Below are 13579 nucleotides of genomic sequence, written 5' to 3'. Positions count from 1 at the left end.
AACTTTCAGGAAATCATGATGACGATGGCCGCAAGCGCTTCACTGGAAACGGCCGCATCCATAGCCGGCGCGCCGACCGATCCGTCCGGCCCGACCGGGCGGCTCGCGAACTGGCTCGCGACGGTGCGGTTCGACGACATTCCCGCCGCCGCGCTTGAGCGCGGCAAATATCTGACCCTCGACGGCATCGGCTGTGCGCTCGTCGGCGCGCAACTTGCGTGGTCGCGCAAGGCGGTCGAACTGGTTTGCGCACTCGAAGGTGAGGGACGCGCAAGCCTGATCGGCTGGGGTACCAGGACCAGCGCGCCGGCGGCGGCGCTGCTCAACGGCACCTTTATTCAAGGCTTCGAACTCGACGACTTTCATCCGCTCGCGCCGTTGCATGGTGCATCGGTCGTGTTGCCTTCGCTGTTTGCGAGCACGGAGCTGCTCGGCGGTGTGAACGGCGCACATTTCCTGCTTGCGGCGATGTGCGGCTACGAGGTCGGACCGCGCGTGGGTCTCGCGCTGCATGGTTCGCAGATGCTGTCGCGCGGTTGGCATTCGGGCGCGGTGTTCGGCACGCACGCGAGCGCCGCGGCCGCAGGCAAACTGCACCAGCTTGACGCCGCTGCCTTCGAAGATGCGCTGGGGCTTGCCGGCACCCAATCCGGCGGACTGATGGCCGCGCAGTTCGAGGCGATGTCCAAACGGATGCACCACGGTTTCGCGTCGCGTGCGGGACTTTACGCGGCGGCGCTCGCCAAGGGCGGTTACACGGGTATCAAGCGCGTGTTCGAGCGCGATTACGGCGGGTTCCTGTCGACTTTCGGCGAAGGTCATGCGCCGGACGCGTCGCAGATCGCCGCGAATCTCGGCACGACGTGGGAGACCGAAAAAATCATTATCAAGCGCTATCCGGCAATGGGCGCGTTGCTCGCGCCGATCGAAGCGGTGTTGCGGATCCGCGCGGAACGGCCATTCGCCGCCGACGATATCGAACGGATCGAACTCGATCTGGCGAGCGCCGCATTTCATCACGGCGGTTGGCAGCCGACCCGGCCGCTCACGCCGATCGGCGCGCAGATGAATCTCGCTTACGCAGTTGCGGTCGCGGCGATCGACGGCGAAGCGCGCATGAAACAGTTCAGCCCCGCTCGCATCGACCAGGATGATGTCTGGGCGCTGATGAAGCGCATCACCGTGCGCCACGACAGGTCGTTCGATGCCGACGGCCCGCTCGCTCGCGGCGCCACCCGCTTACGGATGTTCTTCAACGATGGCCGAAACGAAGACCAGTTGCTGCGTCATCCGCGCGGACGGCCGATTCCGCTGCTGTCGAACGACGAGATTCGCGACAAGTTCCGTTCGCTGACGAGCGAGGTAATCGATCGCGCGCGGCAGTCGCGCATTGAAGAACTCGTGCTGCGCATCGAGCAACTCGGCGACGTGCGTGAACTGATCGCCGAGCTTGCGCCGCCGGTGAAAGACGCGCTCGCCTGAGCGCAGACGTTGCCGCTGCAATGGCGGCTATAAACAATCCCTTTGTGGAGGAGAGCACATGTCATCGTTATTCAAAACGGTGGGCGACGTCGCCTGCGAGCCAGCCCAGGCCGCCTCGGTCGCCACCACCGGCACCATCGGTGCGCGCCTTGACAGGTTGCCGCCGAGCCGCACGATCTGGACGTTCGTCGTGCTGATCTCGCTCGGCGGTTTCTTCGAGTTCTACGAGCTGTTTTCGACCGCTTATCTCGCGCCGGGCATTGTCCGTTCGGGGATCCTCACTGAGACCACGCGCGGCTTCTTCGGCATGACCGGCATCGCCAGTTTCATCGCGGCGGCGTTCGCGGGGTTGCTGGTCGGCACGCTGCTGTTCAGCGCGATCGCCGATCGGTTCGGCCGGCGCTCGGTGTTCACGTTCGCGTTGCTGTGGTACACGGCGTCGGCGGCGGTGATGGCCTTTCAGACGACCGCGTGGGGCCTGAATTTCTGGAGGTTCATGGTCGGGATCGGTCTCGGCGTCGAACTGGTAACGATCGATAGTTACCTGAGCGAGCTCGTGCCGCGGCAGATGCGAGGCCGCGCGTTCGCGCTCAATCAGGTGATCACGTATCTGTCGGTACCGACGATTGCGCTGCTCGCGTGGCAACTGGTGCCGCTCGCGCCACTCGGACTCGACGGTTGGAGATGGGTCGTGCTCGCAGGCTCGATCGCCGCGATCCTCGTGTGGGGGATCCGCACGCGGATTCCCGAAAGTCCGCGCTGGCTCGCGTCGCACGGCGAACAGGGGCGGGCCGACGCGGTGCTCACCGCGCTCGAGCAACGTGTCGAACGCGAAACGGGGCGGCCATTGCCGAAGCCGGAACCCAGCGTGGGCGAAGTGATCGAGCACGGCCGTTTAAGCGAAATCTTCAGCCGGCGCTATCTGTCACGCACGGTGATGCTGAGTACATTCCACGTGTTTCAGACCATCGGCCTGTACGGTTTTTCGAACTGGGTGCCGACTTTTCTCGTGCACCAGGGAATCGAGGTGACGGCGAGTCTCGCCTACACGATGGGCATTACGCTCGTGATGCCGTGCGGTCCGCTGCTCGCGCTGCTGTACGCGGATCGCTTCGAGCGCAAGTGGCAGATCGTGACATCGTCGGTAGTGGTGGCCGTTGCGGGGCTGCTGTTCGCGGCGACGCGCAACCCGGCGCTCATCGTGCTGACTGGCGGCCTCGTGACGCTGGGCGCGACCACGCTCTCGTACAACTTTCACGCCTATCAATCTGAGCTATATCCGACGAGAATTCGGGCGCGCGCGGTCGGCTTTGTTTATTCGTGGAGCCGCCTCTCCGGCGTATTCAGCGGCTTTCTCGTGTCGTGGGCGCTGAGCCGGGCAGGGGTGTCTGGTGCGCTGTTGCTGATTGCGGCGAGCATGGCGATGGTGGCGATCTCGATCGGGCTGCTTGGGCCGCGCACCAACGGGCGGTCGCTGGAATCGCTCACCCAGTGAGCGAGGGAAGGCGCCATTGACGTTGTGCTCAACGGCGCGTTCCGCTGACTCTTTCAAAGAAACCGTCGAGGCGCCCCCAGCCGATCACCGAACCTTCGAGCGCCGTCAGCAGACGGCGCTTGTTGTATGGGTGGCTAGCTGGCAAGCGGCGCGCGAGTGCAAAAATGGTGAACACGTAACGATGCGGCCCGTGATCGGGCAGCGCACGCGGGCCCGCATATTCGCGACGGCCAAACGTGTTGCGTCCGAGCGCGATGCCGCGTGCTGCCGCAACGTCAGCGGATAACGCGTTGCGCGCAAAAGACCGGATTTGAGGCGCAATGCCGGTTGCGATCAGGTGCACGAATGGGCGCGGCAACGGTGCGTCCGGATCTTCGACGACCAACACGAGCTCCGCGGTTCTGTCGGGAACGCCCGACCAATGTAGCGGGGGCGATTCGTTCGTGCCGACGCCGTGACCTGCATATTCGGCCGGGATCGAGCCGCCGTCGACGAACGCACTGCTGCCCAACACGACGGACGGGCGCACCGACACGATTTCCTCTTGCCGGCACAATAGATGCGCTTCGCCCGCGCGCACGTTTTTCAACATACGTCCGATGCTCAATGCCATAAGAATCCTCGTGAAGCCGGCCAAGCCCGCGTTGCGCTACGCGCGACGCTTTGTTTGGCCTGGCGCGCGCGGCGCGCCGCTGTTCTGTGCAGGAAGCGGATGGACGTCGTGGACGATCTGGCCGGTGCTCAGCGCATTGATCCGGTCGACCGACATATCGGTCACGATGCGACTGTGTTCCGGCGAGACCGTAAGCGTCAGATGCTGCACCGGCTCACGCGATGCGTCGTAGACGATGCGCGTCACCTTCAGCAGCGGCATGCCGACGTCGGTGTTGAGCCAGCGCGCGAATGTCGGATCGGCGGCGACTGCGGTGACTTCCTGTATCACGCGGCCGAATTCGACGCCCTGGCTCATCAGGATTTCGTACAGCGCCTGCTTCTTCAGACGGCTCGCGGTGAGGGTCTTGCCGTACCGCTCGGGGATCCACGCGTCGGACACCATCAACGTCACGTCGCCCGTCTTGCGCAGACGCAGTGCATGCAGCGCCTGCTCGTCCGGCGCGAGTTGCAGCAACGCGCCGATCGAGGCAGGCACGCTTTCGACACCAACACTCAACACTTCGACTTTGGTTTCGGTCGCGGTCTTGTGGAGGGCATCGACAAAACCCAGCGTTGCCGCAGGTCGCACCACCGGAAGATCGGGGCGCACGAACGTGCCGAGCCCTTGGCGACGCTGTACGAAGCCCTGCGCTTCGAGGTCCGCCAGCGCGCGGCGCGCGGTAATCCGCGAGACGCCAAAGTGCTCGCACAAATCTTCTTCTCTCGGCAGCACCGAACCAGCAGCATAACGACCGGTAACTATGCGCTCGCGCAGCACCACGAAGATCTGACGATGTAGCGAGGTGCCGCGAGAACGCGGAAGCGAAGTGGAAGAAGATCCAGGGCGAAGTGTCATGACGGTGGCGCGCGGCGATATGCTGTTTATATTAACATAACTACACTATAACAAACGCCCAGGCTCGGCCGACGGTATAGGGTTGAAAAGCTCAAAAAACGTCACGCGCTGTGACCGGCCGAAATGTCCCCGGTTGAGGACATTCGCTTGCGCCAGACGACCGGCCGCAACGGGTCGGGTATCGCCCCAACGGCAGTCGACGCAGACTAACTCTCCCTTTAACTTAAAGGAGAGTTGTCATGGAAGCGACTGCTAACAACTCCGCGGCGCGCGTGCCGTGGAACAAAGACAAGCTAACCGGGCAAAAAAGTTCAATCTGGCGCTCGACAGCAAGCTTCGAGCGTGCGATCTGACGAAGCTTCGGGTGCGCGACGTCTGCTTGGGCACCCGCGTAGTACCCCGGGCAATCGTCATGCAACAGAAAACGCAGCGGCCCGTGCAATTCGAAATCACGGAGCAAACACGGGACAGCGTGGAATGCTGGATTGCGGCAGCAGGGCCGGCTCCTTCAGACTTTCTGTTCCCGGGTCGCATTCACGGCTCTCCCCATATCTCGACCCGCCAGTACGCGAGGATCGTCCATCGATGGATAAAATCGATAGGGCTCGACGACACGGCCTATGGGACCCACACGATGCGCCGGACGAAGGCTTCGCTGAGTTACCGCCGTACAAAAAACCTTCGTGCGGTACAACTGCTGCTTGGTCACACCAAACTTGAAAGTACAGTCCGATACCTCGGCATCGAGGTCGATGATGCCCTTGAGATGGCGGAACAGACCGAGATCTGAGTAGCAAGCGGCCGGACGGCCGTCGATCACTGTCCGGCCAAAACCGGCCAATCGACTTTGGCACGTAGATCGCCGACAATGCATGCACCTGTCCATTGGAGGCGAGACAAGATGCGGCGGATTCTTGCAATCGGCGGCGGTGGATTTACGACTGAAAAGGAAGCATCGCCCATCGACGCGTACATCCAGGAGTTGATGGGAAAGTCCCGCCCCCGAATCTGTTTCATTCCAACTCCTAGCGGAGATAACACCGCGCAAATCGACAAGTTCCATGCTGCCTATGGAACTCTCGGCTTCGAAACGGCAACACTCTCGTTCTTTAACGGATGGGGTTCCAACGTAATTCCCTACACCGACTACAAGCAACGGCTTCTGAGTCAAGACGCGATATTCGTTGGTGGTGGACATCTTAAGTCCGCGCTGGCGGTGTGGCGGGAGTGGGGCTTAGATGAGACTCTTTCGGAAGCGTGGAACCGGGGTGTTCTCCTCGCCGGTATGAGCGCCGGTGCCATGTGTTGGTTCGAGACAGGCTTAGGCGGGCCGTTTGAACAGGGGAATTACGGTTTGCAGCGCGGTTTGGGCTTTATTTCAGGAGCCTGTGCAGCCCACTACAGCAACGTTAATATTCCAGAGAGGCGCGTAAATTTTTTATCGGAAATGCGTCTTGGAAGGATGCCGCGCACCGTTGCTATTGACGATCGCGCTGCCGTTCTTTTTGCGGATCGCGAGATCGAGAAGGTCGTTTCTTGGGCACCCGTTTCGACCGCTTATCGTGTCGAGAAGGTTGACGATGAGATTCTTGAGACGCCGCTTGTCGCTGTTCAATTAGATGGTGCCGCGGGCTGATGATGATCGACGCGGTGCGCTGAACCACCTATTTAGATGTTTAGTTTTGGAGGTGTAAAACATCCTTCGGGGTGCGAGCTGCCGATCCGCGTCAGGCTGGCAGCGGCCAGGAGCGGTCCGTCGACTGCTCGATCAAAATCGACGACAATCCGGGCAAGTCACCAGTCTCACCATATTCGGAGAGTCCAATGCCGGTTCTCATGTCCAGGTTGATACTTTACGTCCGTGATGTTGAGTTGCTGAAGTCGTTCTATCAGACCCATTTCGGGTTTCGGGTCGCCGAAGAAATCGAGAACGAATGGGTTGTGCTGAAGGCCGGTTCAATTGAGATTACTTTCCACAGAGTTGGCGAGCCCTATCGCGAGCTACCAAAGCAAGCCAATACTTCGAACGCGAAAATCGTCTTTTCGGTGGAGTCTGGGCTATCAGCGTTGCGCGAGAAACTGTTGAGCGCGGGTGTTCGAATGCGTGACTTGAAACGCTACGAGGGCTTCGCCCAATTGATGTGCGACGGAGAGGACCCTGAGGGAAACGTCTTTCAGCTTTCCCAGTCCGATTAGATGACGAACTTCCGCTTCGCTGGAGGTCAGAGATGTCGAACGCATCGCCCCTAATCAATGCTCACCTCATCCGTCTGAATGCCCGGTATCGAGCGACTCGACCGTCCCATGCGGGTCTTGGTCCATGCCTTTCGCATATCTGCTGCGATCAGCGATCCTGCGAGGTTTGCGTCGGCCCGGGTTCGGCCATAAACAGTCTTTCGCAGTCGCATGGCGAATGTCTCCTGATCAGCGACGAGTCGCCATTTGGTAAAGCGACGGCGGCCTTCGATTCATCGGGCGAGCCAACTTCGTTTTCACGCGCTTTGTACAGCGGCTTAGATTCAAATGGAGATTCTCGCCGACGACGCCTTCCGCTCGAGCAATCCGTCCCTGCACCACGGGCTATCCGGATGGAAACGGTGCGCGACCGGCAGTACGCAGGGACGATTTTTCTCGGCGGACTCAACGCTCAGGTCTCGATCAGATGAAGGAACTGCCTTACGCGTGGACTGATGCCCTCACCAAAGAAGGCTTGCGGTGTCTTGTCTTCAGCAACCACGCCGCCGTCCATGAAAACGACCCGATCCGCAACATCTCGCGCAAACCGCACTTCGTGCGTGACGATCAGCATTGTCATGCCCAGTTTGGCGACATCGCGCATTACGTTTAGGACATCCTCTCGCAGCGCTGGATCGAGAGCGGAAGTGGGCTCGTCGAAGAGTATGACTTCCGGATCCATCGCGAGCGCCCGCGCGATCGCTACGCGCTGCTTCTGACCGCCGGACAGCCGTCCCGGATACTCGTTGGCTTTTGCCGCCAGGCCAACCTGTGTCAGCAGGTGCATTGCGCGCTCCGATGCCTGCGCGCGGGGAACGCCCTTGACGCTGACCGGACCTTCCATCACGTTTTCCAGTGCTGTCCTGTGCGGAAACAGGTTGAACGACTGGAACACCATTGCCGTGCGCTGACGGATCGCGCGGATTTTCTTCTGATGCTCGCGAGACGGTTTCGATGAACCGGCGCATTCAACATCTATGCCGCACACAGTCACGGTGCCGGCATCCGGCATTTCGAGGAAATTCAGTGAACGCAGCAGCGTGGTCTTGCCCGACCCGGACGGACCCATCACCACTACAACTTCGCCTTTCGATACGCTGAAGTCGACACCGCGCAACACCTGGTTGTTGCCGAAGGCCTTCGAAAGCCCACGAACTTCGATTGTCCTGATATTCGTATTCATACAAAACGCCTCGACAAGCGATTCTCGAGGATCGTCTGGACTATCGTGAGAATCTGGTTGATGCCCCAGTAGATGATGCCGACCATCAGGAACATTTCCATGTAGCGGAAGGTGGATGCGCCGACCTGGTCGGCCACGCGGGTTAGTTCTACGACCGTGATGGTCGAAGCGAGCGACGTATCTTTGATTAGTGCAATCAGGCGGCTGCCGACGGGCGGAATGGCGATGCGCAAGCCCTGAGGGAGGATGACCCGCAACATGGCTTTCCAGTAACCCATGCCCAGCGACATCGCCGCTTCCCACTGGCCCTTGTCCACCGCGTTGATGCCGGAGCGGAAGTTCTCGCTCAGATACGCTGCTGAGAACAGCGTTAGCGCGAGAAGCGCAGCGGGAACCGGGTCAAGTGTCAGACCATACCGGGGCAAGCCGAAATAGATAAGCAGTATCTGCACCAGTAGCGGCGTGCCACGGAAGACGGAAACGTATGCGAATGCGAGCGCGCGCAGTACGCCCATGCTCGAGACCCGGGCCAGCGCGACGAGCAACCCCAGCGTCGAGCCAAGCACGAAAGACGTTAAGCCGAGAAAGATCGTCATCAGCACCGCGCTCCTCAACAGCGGCAGCGAGCGCATGAAAAGTTCGGTCATGACTACTCCTTTTGCGCCTTGGCTTTCGCGATCATGCCGGCCATATCGTAATCGCTCCCAACCCACTTCTTCGCAATAGCCTCAATCGTCCCGTCAGCCATCATTTCCGCGATCGCCCTATTGACTGATGTGCGCAGGGCCGGTTGGCCTTTCACGATAGCCGGTGCTGACAGCTGATAGATCAAGGGTTCGCCTACTTCCTTCACGGGTAAGTGGTTGACGTTGGCGTACTTCATGCCGCCAAAGTGAGAAATGATTACCGCGTCGATCCGCCCACTGCCCAGATCGTTGAAGATGAGCGCCCCATTGTCGTAGGAACGGATATCGGAATCTTTCAGATGTGCTCGTGCCCATGTTTCATTGCTCGAGCCGGTGACCACGCCCACCCGCTTGCCTTTAAGCGTGTCTTTGCCCTTAATGTCCGTGTTGCCGGCAGGTACGAAAATACGGAAATCCTCCACGCCGTATGGATCGCCGAAATCAACCTGTTGCTCGCGTGCAGGCGTAGGCGTGAGATCGTTCATCACGAGGTCGTACTTGCCCGTCTTTAGCCCCTCCACGAAGTTCTTGAACGAATCGGCGATGAATACTACATTCGGCACGCCAATGCGCTTGCCGACTTCCTTTGCAATCGCGACGTCATAGCCGACAGGATTATTGCTTTCGTCAAGCATGCTCCACGGCGGACTGCTCTGAGTGTTGGCCACGCGCAGTGTGCCGCTCGCCTTCGCCTGCGCAAGCAGGTCTGCCGCTTGCACAGTAGCGGGAAAGCTGAACGCCGTGCAAAGTGCCACGAAACTCACTGCCGTGAGAGCGCGTCTCCATCCATTGATTGTTTTCATCTCGTACTCACTAGTCCAGGTCAGTTGAACGGAAAAATACTAGGTACCGGCTACGCGGGTTCGTTTGAATGCGTCGAGACCGGCAAACAAGTCTTCAAGTAGCATCGCCGGGTCCTCCAACCCGATCGAAAGGCGCACAATAGCCTGGTCGGTCAGCGGGAATGCGCGCTCGGCCTGCAACGGGGCCGGATAGAAGGCAGCGAGGCTATGCACGCCCCCCCAGCTCGCACCGATGGCGAAATGCTGGAGCGCATCGAAGAACGCGCTGAACGCAGCCTCCGGAGCAGGCTGGAGAATCAGGGAGAAGAGACACCCACTGCTCGAAAAGTCCCGCTTCCAGATGGCGTGGCCGGCGTCGGACAGTAGCGCCGGGAACAGCACCTTGCTCACTTCCGGGTGGCGTTCAAGTTCCCTCGCAATCTGCAGCGTCCCGGCGCTCTGGGCGGCGAAGCGGACCTTCAGGGTTTCCAGACCGCGCATCACGAGGAAGCAGTCGTCGGGGCTGGTCTGCTGGCCGAGAACGCTCTGCGTCTCGCGCACGGTCGCGTAGTAATCCGTGTCGTTCATGCTGATGCAGCCCACCAGCAAATCAGAATGGCCGCCGAAGAATTTTGTCGCGGCTTCGACGCTGAAGTCCACACCGTGTTCGAGCGGTTTGAAAGCGAGCGGGCTTCCCCAGGTGTTGTCCATCATTGTCAATACGCCGTGGCGTTTCGCGACTTCGACGATCGCCGGGATGTCGGGCATCTCCATCGTCACCGTGCCCGGCGACTCCATGCAGATCATGCGGGTGTTGGGCTTGATGTACTTATTAATCTCAGCCCCGATTGCTGGCGGATACAGTTCGACTTCGACGTTGAAGTGCGCCAGCCACTTATCCGCGAACGTCTTCAGCGCGCCGTAGCAGGCAGCAGACACGAGCAGGTGATCGCCACCGCGCACGAAACCCATGACGGTCGTCATCAGCGCGGACTGACCAGAGGGTGTTACCACGCAATGCGCACCGCCTTCGAGTTCGGCGATGCGATGCTCCAGTTGGCGAGCCGTTGGCGTCCCGGTGATGCCATAGCTGTAACCGTCCGGTTGCCGTTCCTTACGGCACGTAAACTCGGCGAGAGAATCGAATACGACCGTGGATGCCCGTACGACGGCGGGCGAGAGGCTGCGGAACGGCGGCGGCGCTTTCTGGGTATGACTTGTCATCATGCTCTCGGTGATTGCGAGGTGGTGTATCGACGACTGCAGTTTACTTTCGCCCGGCTTTGCATCAACATCGGAAATAATTAGGTCAATAAGGGCAGGTTATGAGAATCCGGGATATTGAGGTGTTCAGGGCGGTCATGAATGCGGGAAGCACGAGCAAGGCGGCAGCCCTGCTCGGCATCTCGCAACCGGCTGTGAGCCAGGCCATCAGGCGTCTGGAAACCATGGCGGACTTCGGGCTGTTCGAGCGGGTACGCAGCCGGCTCGTCCCTACCCAGGAAGCCGTCGCCCTGATGCGAGAGGTAGACCAGTACTTCCGCGGCTTCGAGGTCATCGAGCATCGAATCCGTAGTTTGCGGTCTTACGGATTGGGGCGGTTGGCGATCGCCTGTCTGCCGGCACTGGGCACGGGCTTTCTGCCTCGCGTCATCGCGGCGTTCGATGCTTCGTCCAGAGATGTGCAAATATCGCTACAGGTAATGAGCTCGCGCGAAGTACATGAGAAGGTCTCGGCGGGACAGGTGGATTTCGGCCTGATGTCCGACGAGATGTCGATGGCCGGCCTGGAGCACTCGGTATTCGTGCGTATGCCGGCTGTAGCAGTGATGAACCAGCATCACCCTTTGGCCGCGCGTCCTTTCATCGCCGTCGCCGATCTGCCTGAATTTCCCTTCATCGCGCTGAATCCCGAAGACAGCACCAGGTTGCGCCTGGATACGCAGCTCACGGCGCGCGAAATCCGCCTCAAGACGGTCGTCGAAACGCCGTATTCGCACACGGTATGCGAACTGGCGCTCGCGGGAGTCGGTATAGGAATCGCTCATCCGCTCGTGACGTTGGACTTCGCAGAGCGAGGGCTCGTCGTGAAGCCGATTGACGTCGAGGTAATGTTCACGGGAGTGCTCGTGTTTCGCCCCGGCACCCCACACACCGAGACCGCGAGGCAGTTCATGCGGCACATGAGAATGCAGCTTGAACGTGACCAGAAGGCGCTCAAACTGGCGCTAGGCGCTGCGGCGACAGAGGAGGACGAAGCTGCCGTTCGCAAGCGTAGTCGCCGTCCGGCAGGGGAGCGTGTTTGCCAAAGCCGCTAGTGCTCTGCTTCTCAGACTATCGGCGGTCACTATGCACTGCTATCTAACGCAACCAATCTTCACATTACACAAACGACAGCGTGCGTCCATTGCGCACCGTCGACAGGTGTGCGTCGCACCCGTGAACGATCTTTCAATCAAGGAAAGCCTGGCGTCGACAAAAGCCTCGAGGAGTCGCGGATGCGTCGACGACCTGCCAGTGCAAAGTGTGCCGAATAGTCCCTCGTGAGCGTGGATGAGGGCGAACACGAACCGGCGGTCTCCAGCTACGTCCAACGCCGGCGGCGTACGGCAAACGGCCGCTTTGGAACTCGGTGGTGACATTCGCAGAAGCTAACTGAGAGGCAAGAATGGGGTCGGGCAGCGACCACCGGCAGCCGGCGCAGACTAACGTTCCCTTCATTCGAAAGGAGAACGTCATGGAGACGACCGCGATCAACACACCCGGGCGTGTCCCGTGGAACAAGAGCAAGTTCACAGGACAGAAGCCGCCGTTGAAACTGAAGGAGATCTGGGCAATCCGGATTCGCCTGCAACTTTCGGCGCGGACACGGGATCTCGCGATTTTCAACCTAGCCATCGACAGCAAGTTGAGAGCGTGCGATCTGACCAAGCTACGAGTGCGTAATATTTGCCACGGCCAACACGTTGCATCACGGGCAACGGTCATGCAGCAGAAAACGCAGCGTCCGGTCCAGTTCGAGCTTACCGAGCAGACCCGGGATAGCGCGGAAGCGTGGATCAGGACCGCGGGACTGTCGCAGTCAGACTTTCTGTTCCCGAGCAGGATTCACGAGTCGCCACACCTTTCAACGCGCCAATACGCCCGCCTCGTGCATCGCTGGATCGCGTCGATTGGTCTCGACGACACGGCGTACGGAACCCATACAATGCGTCGGACAAAGGCATCGCTGATCTACCGGCGCACAAAGAACCTGAGGGCGGTCCAGTTGTTACTTGGCCATTCCAAACTTGAAAGCACAGTCCGATATCTCGGCATTGAGGTCGACGATGCACTTGAGATGGCCGAACAGACTGAGGTCTGAACCAAGGCATGCCGGACGGCGGTCGGTCGCTGTCCGGCCAAAACAAAACGAGACATTCGAGTGCGAGCAGGTTAAGACACGCGAGCGACCGTTCCGCACCACTCTCCTGCCATCGAGCGCCTCAACGATACAGTTTGAGAGAGCGAGGTGCTACGTGCGCGCCGGCGAGCGACATGGCGCTTGCATAAACCACCAAATTCTATTTGGACTGTTCAGTCAAGCAGTGTTAGCATGAGCCATGGTTAGAAAGAAATCCTTTGATCGAGACGCGGCTCTCGTCGTCGCGATGCATGTTTTTTGGGAACGCGGCTACGAGGCTACGTCGACCGACGTATTGACCGAGGCTATGGGCATTGGGCGCCAAAGCCTGTATGACACCTTTGGCGACAAGCGAAAGCTTTATCTCGAGGCACTTCGTTTGTATAGCGCGCAGAGTGTGTCTGAACTCGTTGCCCGGGTTCGTGGCGAGGCGTCCCCGTTGGATGCCCTGCGCACCGTCCTTTCGCAGCCCGGCGTCCTCCCGGTGGACCGCAGAAAGCTCGGCTGCATGGGAGTCAACGCGATTGGCGAGTTTGGGCAGAGTTCAAATGACGTGTTGCAAGCAATGGATGGCAGCGGGTCAGTGCTGGGTCTGGTGCTGGAAAGTCTCGTCCGAGAGGGAATTGCGGCTGGCGAAATTCTGGATTCTGTCAAACCGGAGACGGCTGTCCGGTATTTGCTTAGCGTGCGTTCCGGCCTAATGATTTCGGCGCGCGGAGGTGCGGCGGCCGAGCACCTGCTTGAGGTCGCAGACATGGCATTGAATGCCTTTCGTACAAAGACGAGTGCCTGACGAGGTATCC

Annotated in this window: 13 protein-coding genes and 1 pseudogene; 8 read left to right on the top strand and 6 right to left on the bottom strand. The window is 60.0% G+C overall.

Going from position 1 to position 13579, the window contains the following annotated elements; translation table 11 throughout:
* The first annotated feature begins 15 nt into the window (after window positions 1–15).
* The gene (locus SBC1_RS21475; protein ID WP_241202242.1) at window positions 16–1482 is read left to right on the top strand and encodes an MmgE/PrpD family protein; all 1467 of its coding nucleotides are present in this window, start codon (window positions 16–18) and stop codon (window positions 1480–1482) included.
* A 58-nt stretch (window positions 1483–1540) separates the two neighbouring features.
* Window positions 1541–2977 carry an MFS transporter gene (locus tag SBC1_RS21470; protein WP_165096641.1) on the top strand — a complete coding sequence of 479 codons (1437 nt, stop codon included), beginning with the start codon at window positions 1541–1543 and terminating at the stop codon, window positions 2975–2977.
* Window positions 2978–3005: 28 nt separating this feature from the next.
* Here the strand turns inward: SBC1_RS21470 and SBC1_RS21465 are convergent, their stop codons facing one another.
* Together SBC1_RS21465 and SBC1_RS21460 are read right to left on the bottom strand one after the other, a co-directional pair.
* Window positions 3006–3590, bottom strand: a complete 585-nt coding sequence (locus SBC1_RS21465; RefSeq protein ID WP_165096644.1) for a YbhB/YbcL family Raf kinase inhibitor-like protein — start codon at window positions 3588–3590, stop codon at window positions 3006–3008.
* A 36-nt stretch (window positions 3591–3626) separates the two neighbouring features.
* Window positions 3627–4487 (bottom strand): GntR family transcriptional regulator, encoded by an 861-nt coding sequence (locus SBC1_RS21460; RefSeq protein WP_165096648.1) that lies wholly within the window; start codon window positions 4485–4487, stop codon window positions 3627–3629.
* Between the two features lie 239 nt (window positions 4488–4726).
* On the opposite strand from SBC1_RS21460, the pseudogene SBC1_RS21455 reads away from it, so the two are divergent.
* From SBC1_RS21455 to SBC1_RS21445, 3 genes and pseudogenes are all read left to right on the top strand, one after another.
* Window positions 4727–5277 (top strand): annotated as a pseudogene (locus SBC1_RS21455) (tyrosine-type recombinase/integrase).
* 111 nt (window positions 5278–5388) lie between these two features.
* On the top strand, window positions 5389–6123 hold the full coding sequence (locus SBC1_RS21450) for a peptidase E (protein WP_165096653.1): 735 nt from the start codon (window positions 5389–5391) through the stop codon (window positions 6121–6123).
* A 188-nt stretch (window positions 6124–6311) separates the two neighbouring features.
* The gene (locus SBC1_RS21445; RefSeq protein WP_165096656.1) at window positions 6312–6683 is read left to right on the top strand and encodes a VOC family protein; all 372 of its coding nucleotides are present in this window, start codon (window positions 6312–6314) and stop codon (window positions 6681–6683) included.
* Between the two features lie 451 nt (window positions 6684–7134).
* On the opposite strand, the gene SBC1_RS21440 is transcribed toward SBC1_RS21445, so the two are convergent.
* From SBC1_RS21440 to metC, 4 genes are read right to left on the bottom strand one after another with little or no spacing between them, the layout of a single operon-like run.
* Window positions 7135–7905 carry an amino acid ABC transporter ATP-binding protein gene (locus tag SBC1_RS21440; RefSeq protein ID WP_165096660.1) on the bottom strand — a complete coding sequence of 257 codons (771 nt, stop codon included), beginning with the start codon at window positions 7903–7905 and terminating at the stop codon, window positions 7135–7137.
* Window positions 7902–8552: an amino acid ABC transporter permease gene (locus tag SBC1_RS21435; RefSeq protein ID WP_165096664.1), complete on the bottom strand. Its 651-nt coding sequence runs from the start codon at window positions 8550–8552 to the stop codon at window positions 7902–7904. The genes SBC1_RS21440 and SBC1_RS21435 overlap by 4 nt, the downstream gene beginning before the upstream one ends.
* A gap of 2 nt (window positions 8553–8554) precedes the next feature.
* Complete coding sequence (locus tag SBC1_RS21430) at window positions 8555–9394, bottom strand: transporter substrate-binding domain-containing protein (RefSeq protein ID WP_165096667.1); 840 nt, start codon at window positions 9392–9394, stop codon at window positions 8555–8557.
* A gap of 39 nt (window positions 9395–9433) precedes the next feature.
* Entirely contained in the window at window positions 9434–10597 is a 1164-nt protein-coding gene (gene metC / locus SBC1_RS21425) for a cystathionine beta-lyase (RefSeq protein WP_165101383.1), read from the bottom strand.
* A 101-nt stretch (window positions 10598–10698) separates the two neighbouring features.
* On the opposite strand from metC, the gene SBC1_RS21420 reads away from it, so the two are divergent.
* From SBC1_RS21420 to SBC1_RS21410, 3 genes are all read left to right on the top strand, one after another.
* Window positions 10699–11691: a LysR substrate-binding domain-containing protein gene (locus SBC1_RS21420; protein ID WP_241202243.1), complete on the top strand. Its 993-nt coding sequence runs from the start codon at window positions 10699–10701 to the stop codon at window positions 11689–11691.
* 419 nt (window positions 11692–12110) lie between these two features.
* Complete coding sequence (locus SBC1_RS21415) at window positions 12111–12737, top strand: tyrosine-type recombinase/integrase (protein ID WP_165096670.1); 627 nt, start codon at window positions 12111–12113, stop codon at window positions 12735–12737.
* A gap of 238 nt (window positions 12738–12975) precedes the next feature.
* Window positions 12976–13569, top strand: a complete 594-nt coding sequence (locus tag SBC1_RS21410) for a TetR/AcrR family transcriptional regulator (RefSeq protein ID WP_165096673.1) — start codon at window positions 12976–12978, stop codon at window positions 13567–13569.
* The last annotated feature ends 10 nt before the right edge of the window (window positions 13570–13579 follow it).

The sequence above is a fragment of the Caballeronia sp. SBC1 genome (assembly GCF_011493005.1).
Classification (GTDB): domain Bacteria; phylum Pseudomonadota; class Gammaproteobacteria; order Burkholderiales; family Burkholderiaceae; genus Caballeronia.
This window is presented reverse-complemented; position numbering and strand designations above follow the sequence as displayed.

Coding starts and splice junctions, on each gene's coding strand:
- SBC1_RS21475 (WP_241202242.1), top strand. CDS start 16: ATGATGACGATGGCCGCAAGCGCTTCACTGGAAACGGCCGCATCCATA.
- SBC1_RS21470 (WP_165096641.1), top strand. CDS start 1,541: ATGTCATCGTTATTCAAAACGGTGGGCGACGTCGCCTGCGAGCCAGCC.
- SBC1_RS21465 (WP_165096644.1), bottom strand. CDS start 3,590: ATGGCATTGAGCATCGGACGTATGTTGAAAAACGTGCGCGCGGGCGAA.
- SBC1_RS21460 (WP_165096648.1), bottom strand. CDS start 4,487: ATGACACTTCGCCCTGGATCTTCTTCCACTTCGCTTCCGCGTTCTCGC.
- SBC1_RS21450 (WP_165096653.1), top strand. CDS start 5,389: ATGCGGCGGATTCTTGCAATCGGCGGCGGTGGATTTACGACTGAAAAG.
- SBC1_RS21445 (WP_165096656.1), top strand. CDS start 6,312: ATGCCGGTTCTCATGTCCAGGTTGATACTTTACGTCCGTGATGTTGAG.
- SBC1_RS21440 (WP_165096660.1), bottom strand. CDS start 7,905: ATGAATACGAATATCAGGACAATCGAAGTTCGTGGGCTTTCGAAGGCC.
- SBC1_RS21435 (WP_165096664.1), bottom strand. CDS start 8,552: ATGACCGAACTTTTCATGCGCTCGCTGCCGCTGTTGAGGAGCGCGGTG.
- SBC1_RS21430 (WP_165096667.1), bottom strand. CDS start 9,394: ATGAAAACAATCAATGGATGGAGACGCGCTCTCACGGCAGTGAGTTTC.
- metC (WP_165101383.1), bottom strand. CDS start 10,597: ATGACAAGTCATACCCAGAAAGCGCCGCCGCCGTTCCGCAGCCTCTCG.
- SBC1_RS21420 (WP_241202243.1), top strand. CDS start 10,699: ATGAGAATCCGGGATATTGAGGTGTTCAGGGCGGTCATGAATGCGGGA.
- SBC1_RS21415 (WP_165096670.1), top strand. CDS start 12,111: ATGGAGACGACCGCGATCAACACACCCGGGCGTGTCCCGTGGAACAAG.
- SBC1_RS21410 (WP_165096673.1), top strand. CDS start 12,976: ATGGTTAGAAAGAAATCCTTTGATCGAGACGCGGCTCTCGTCGTCGCG.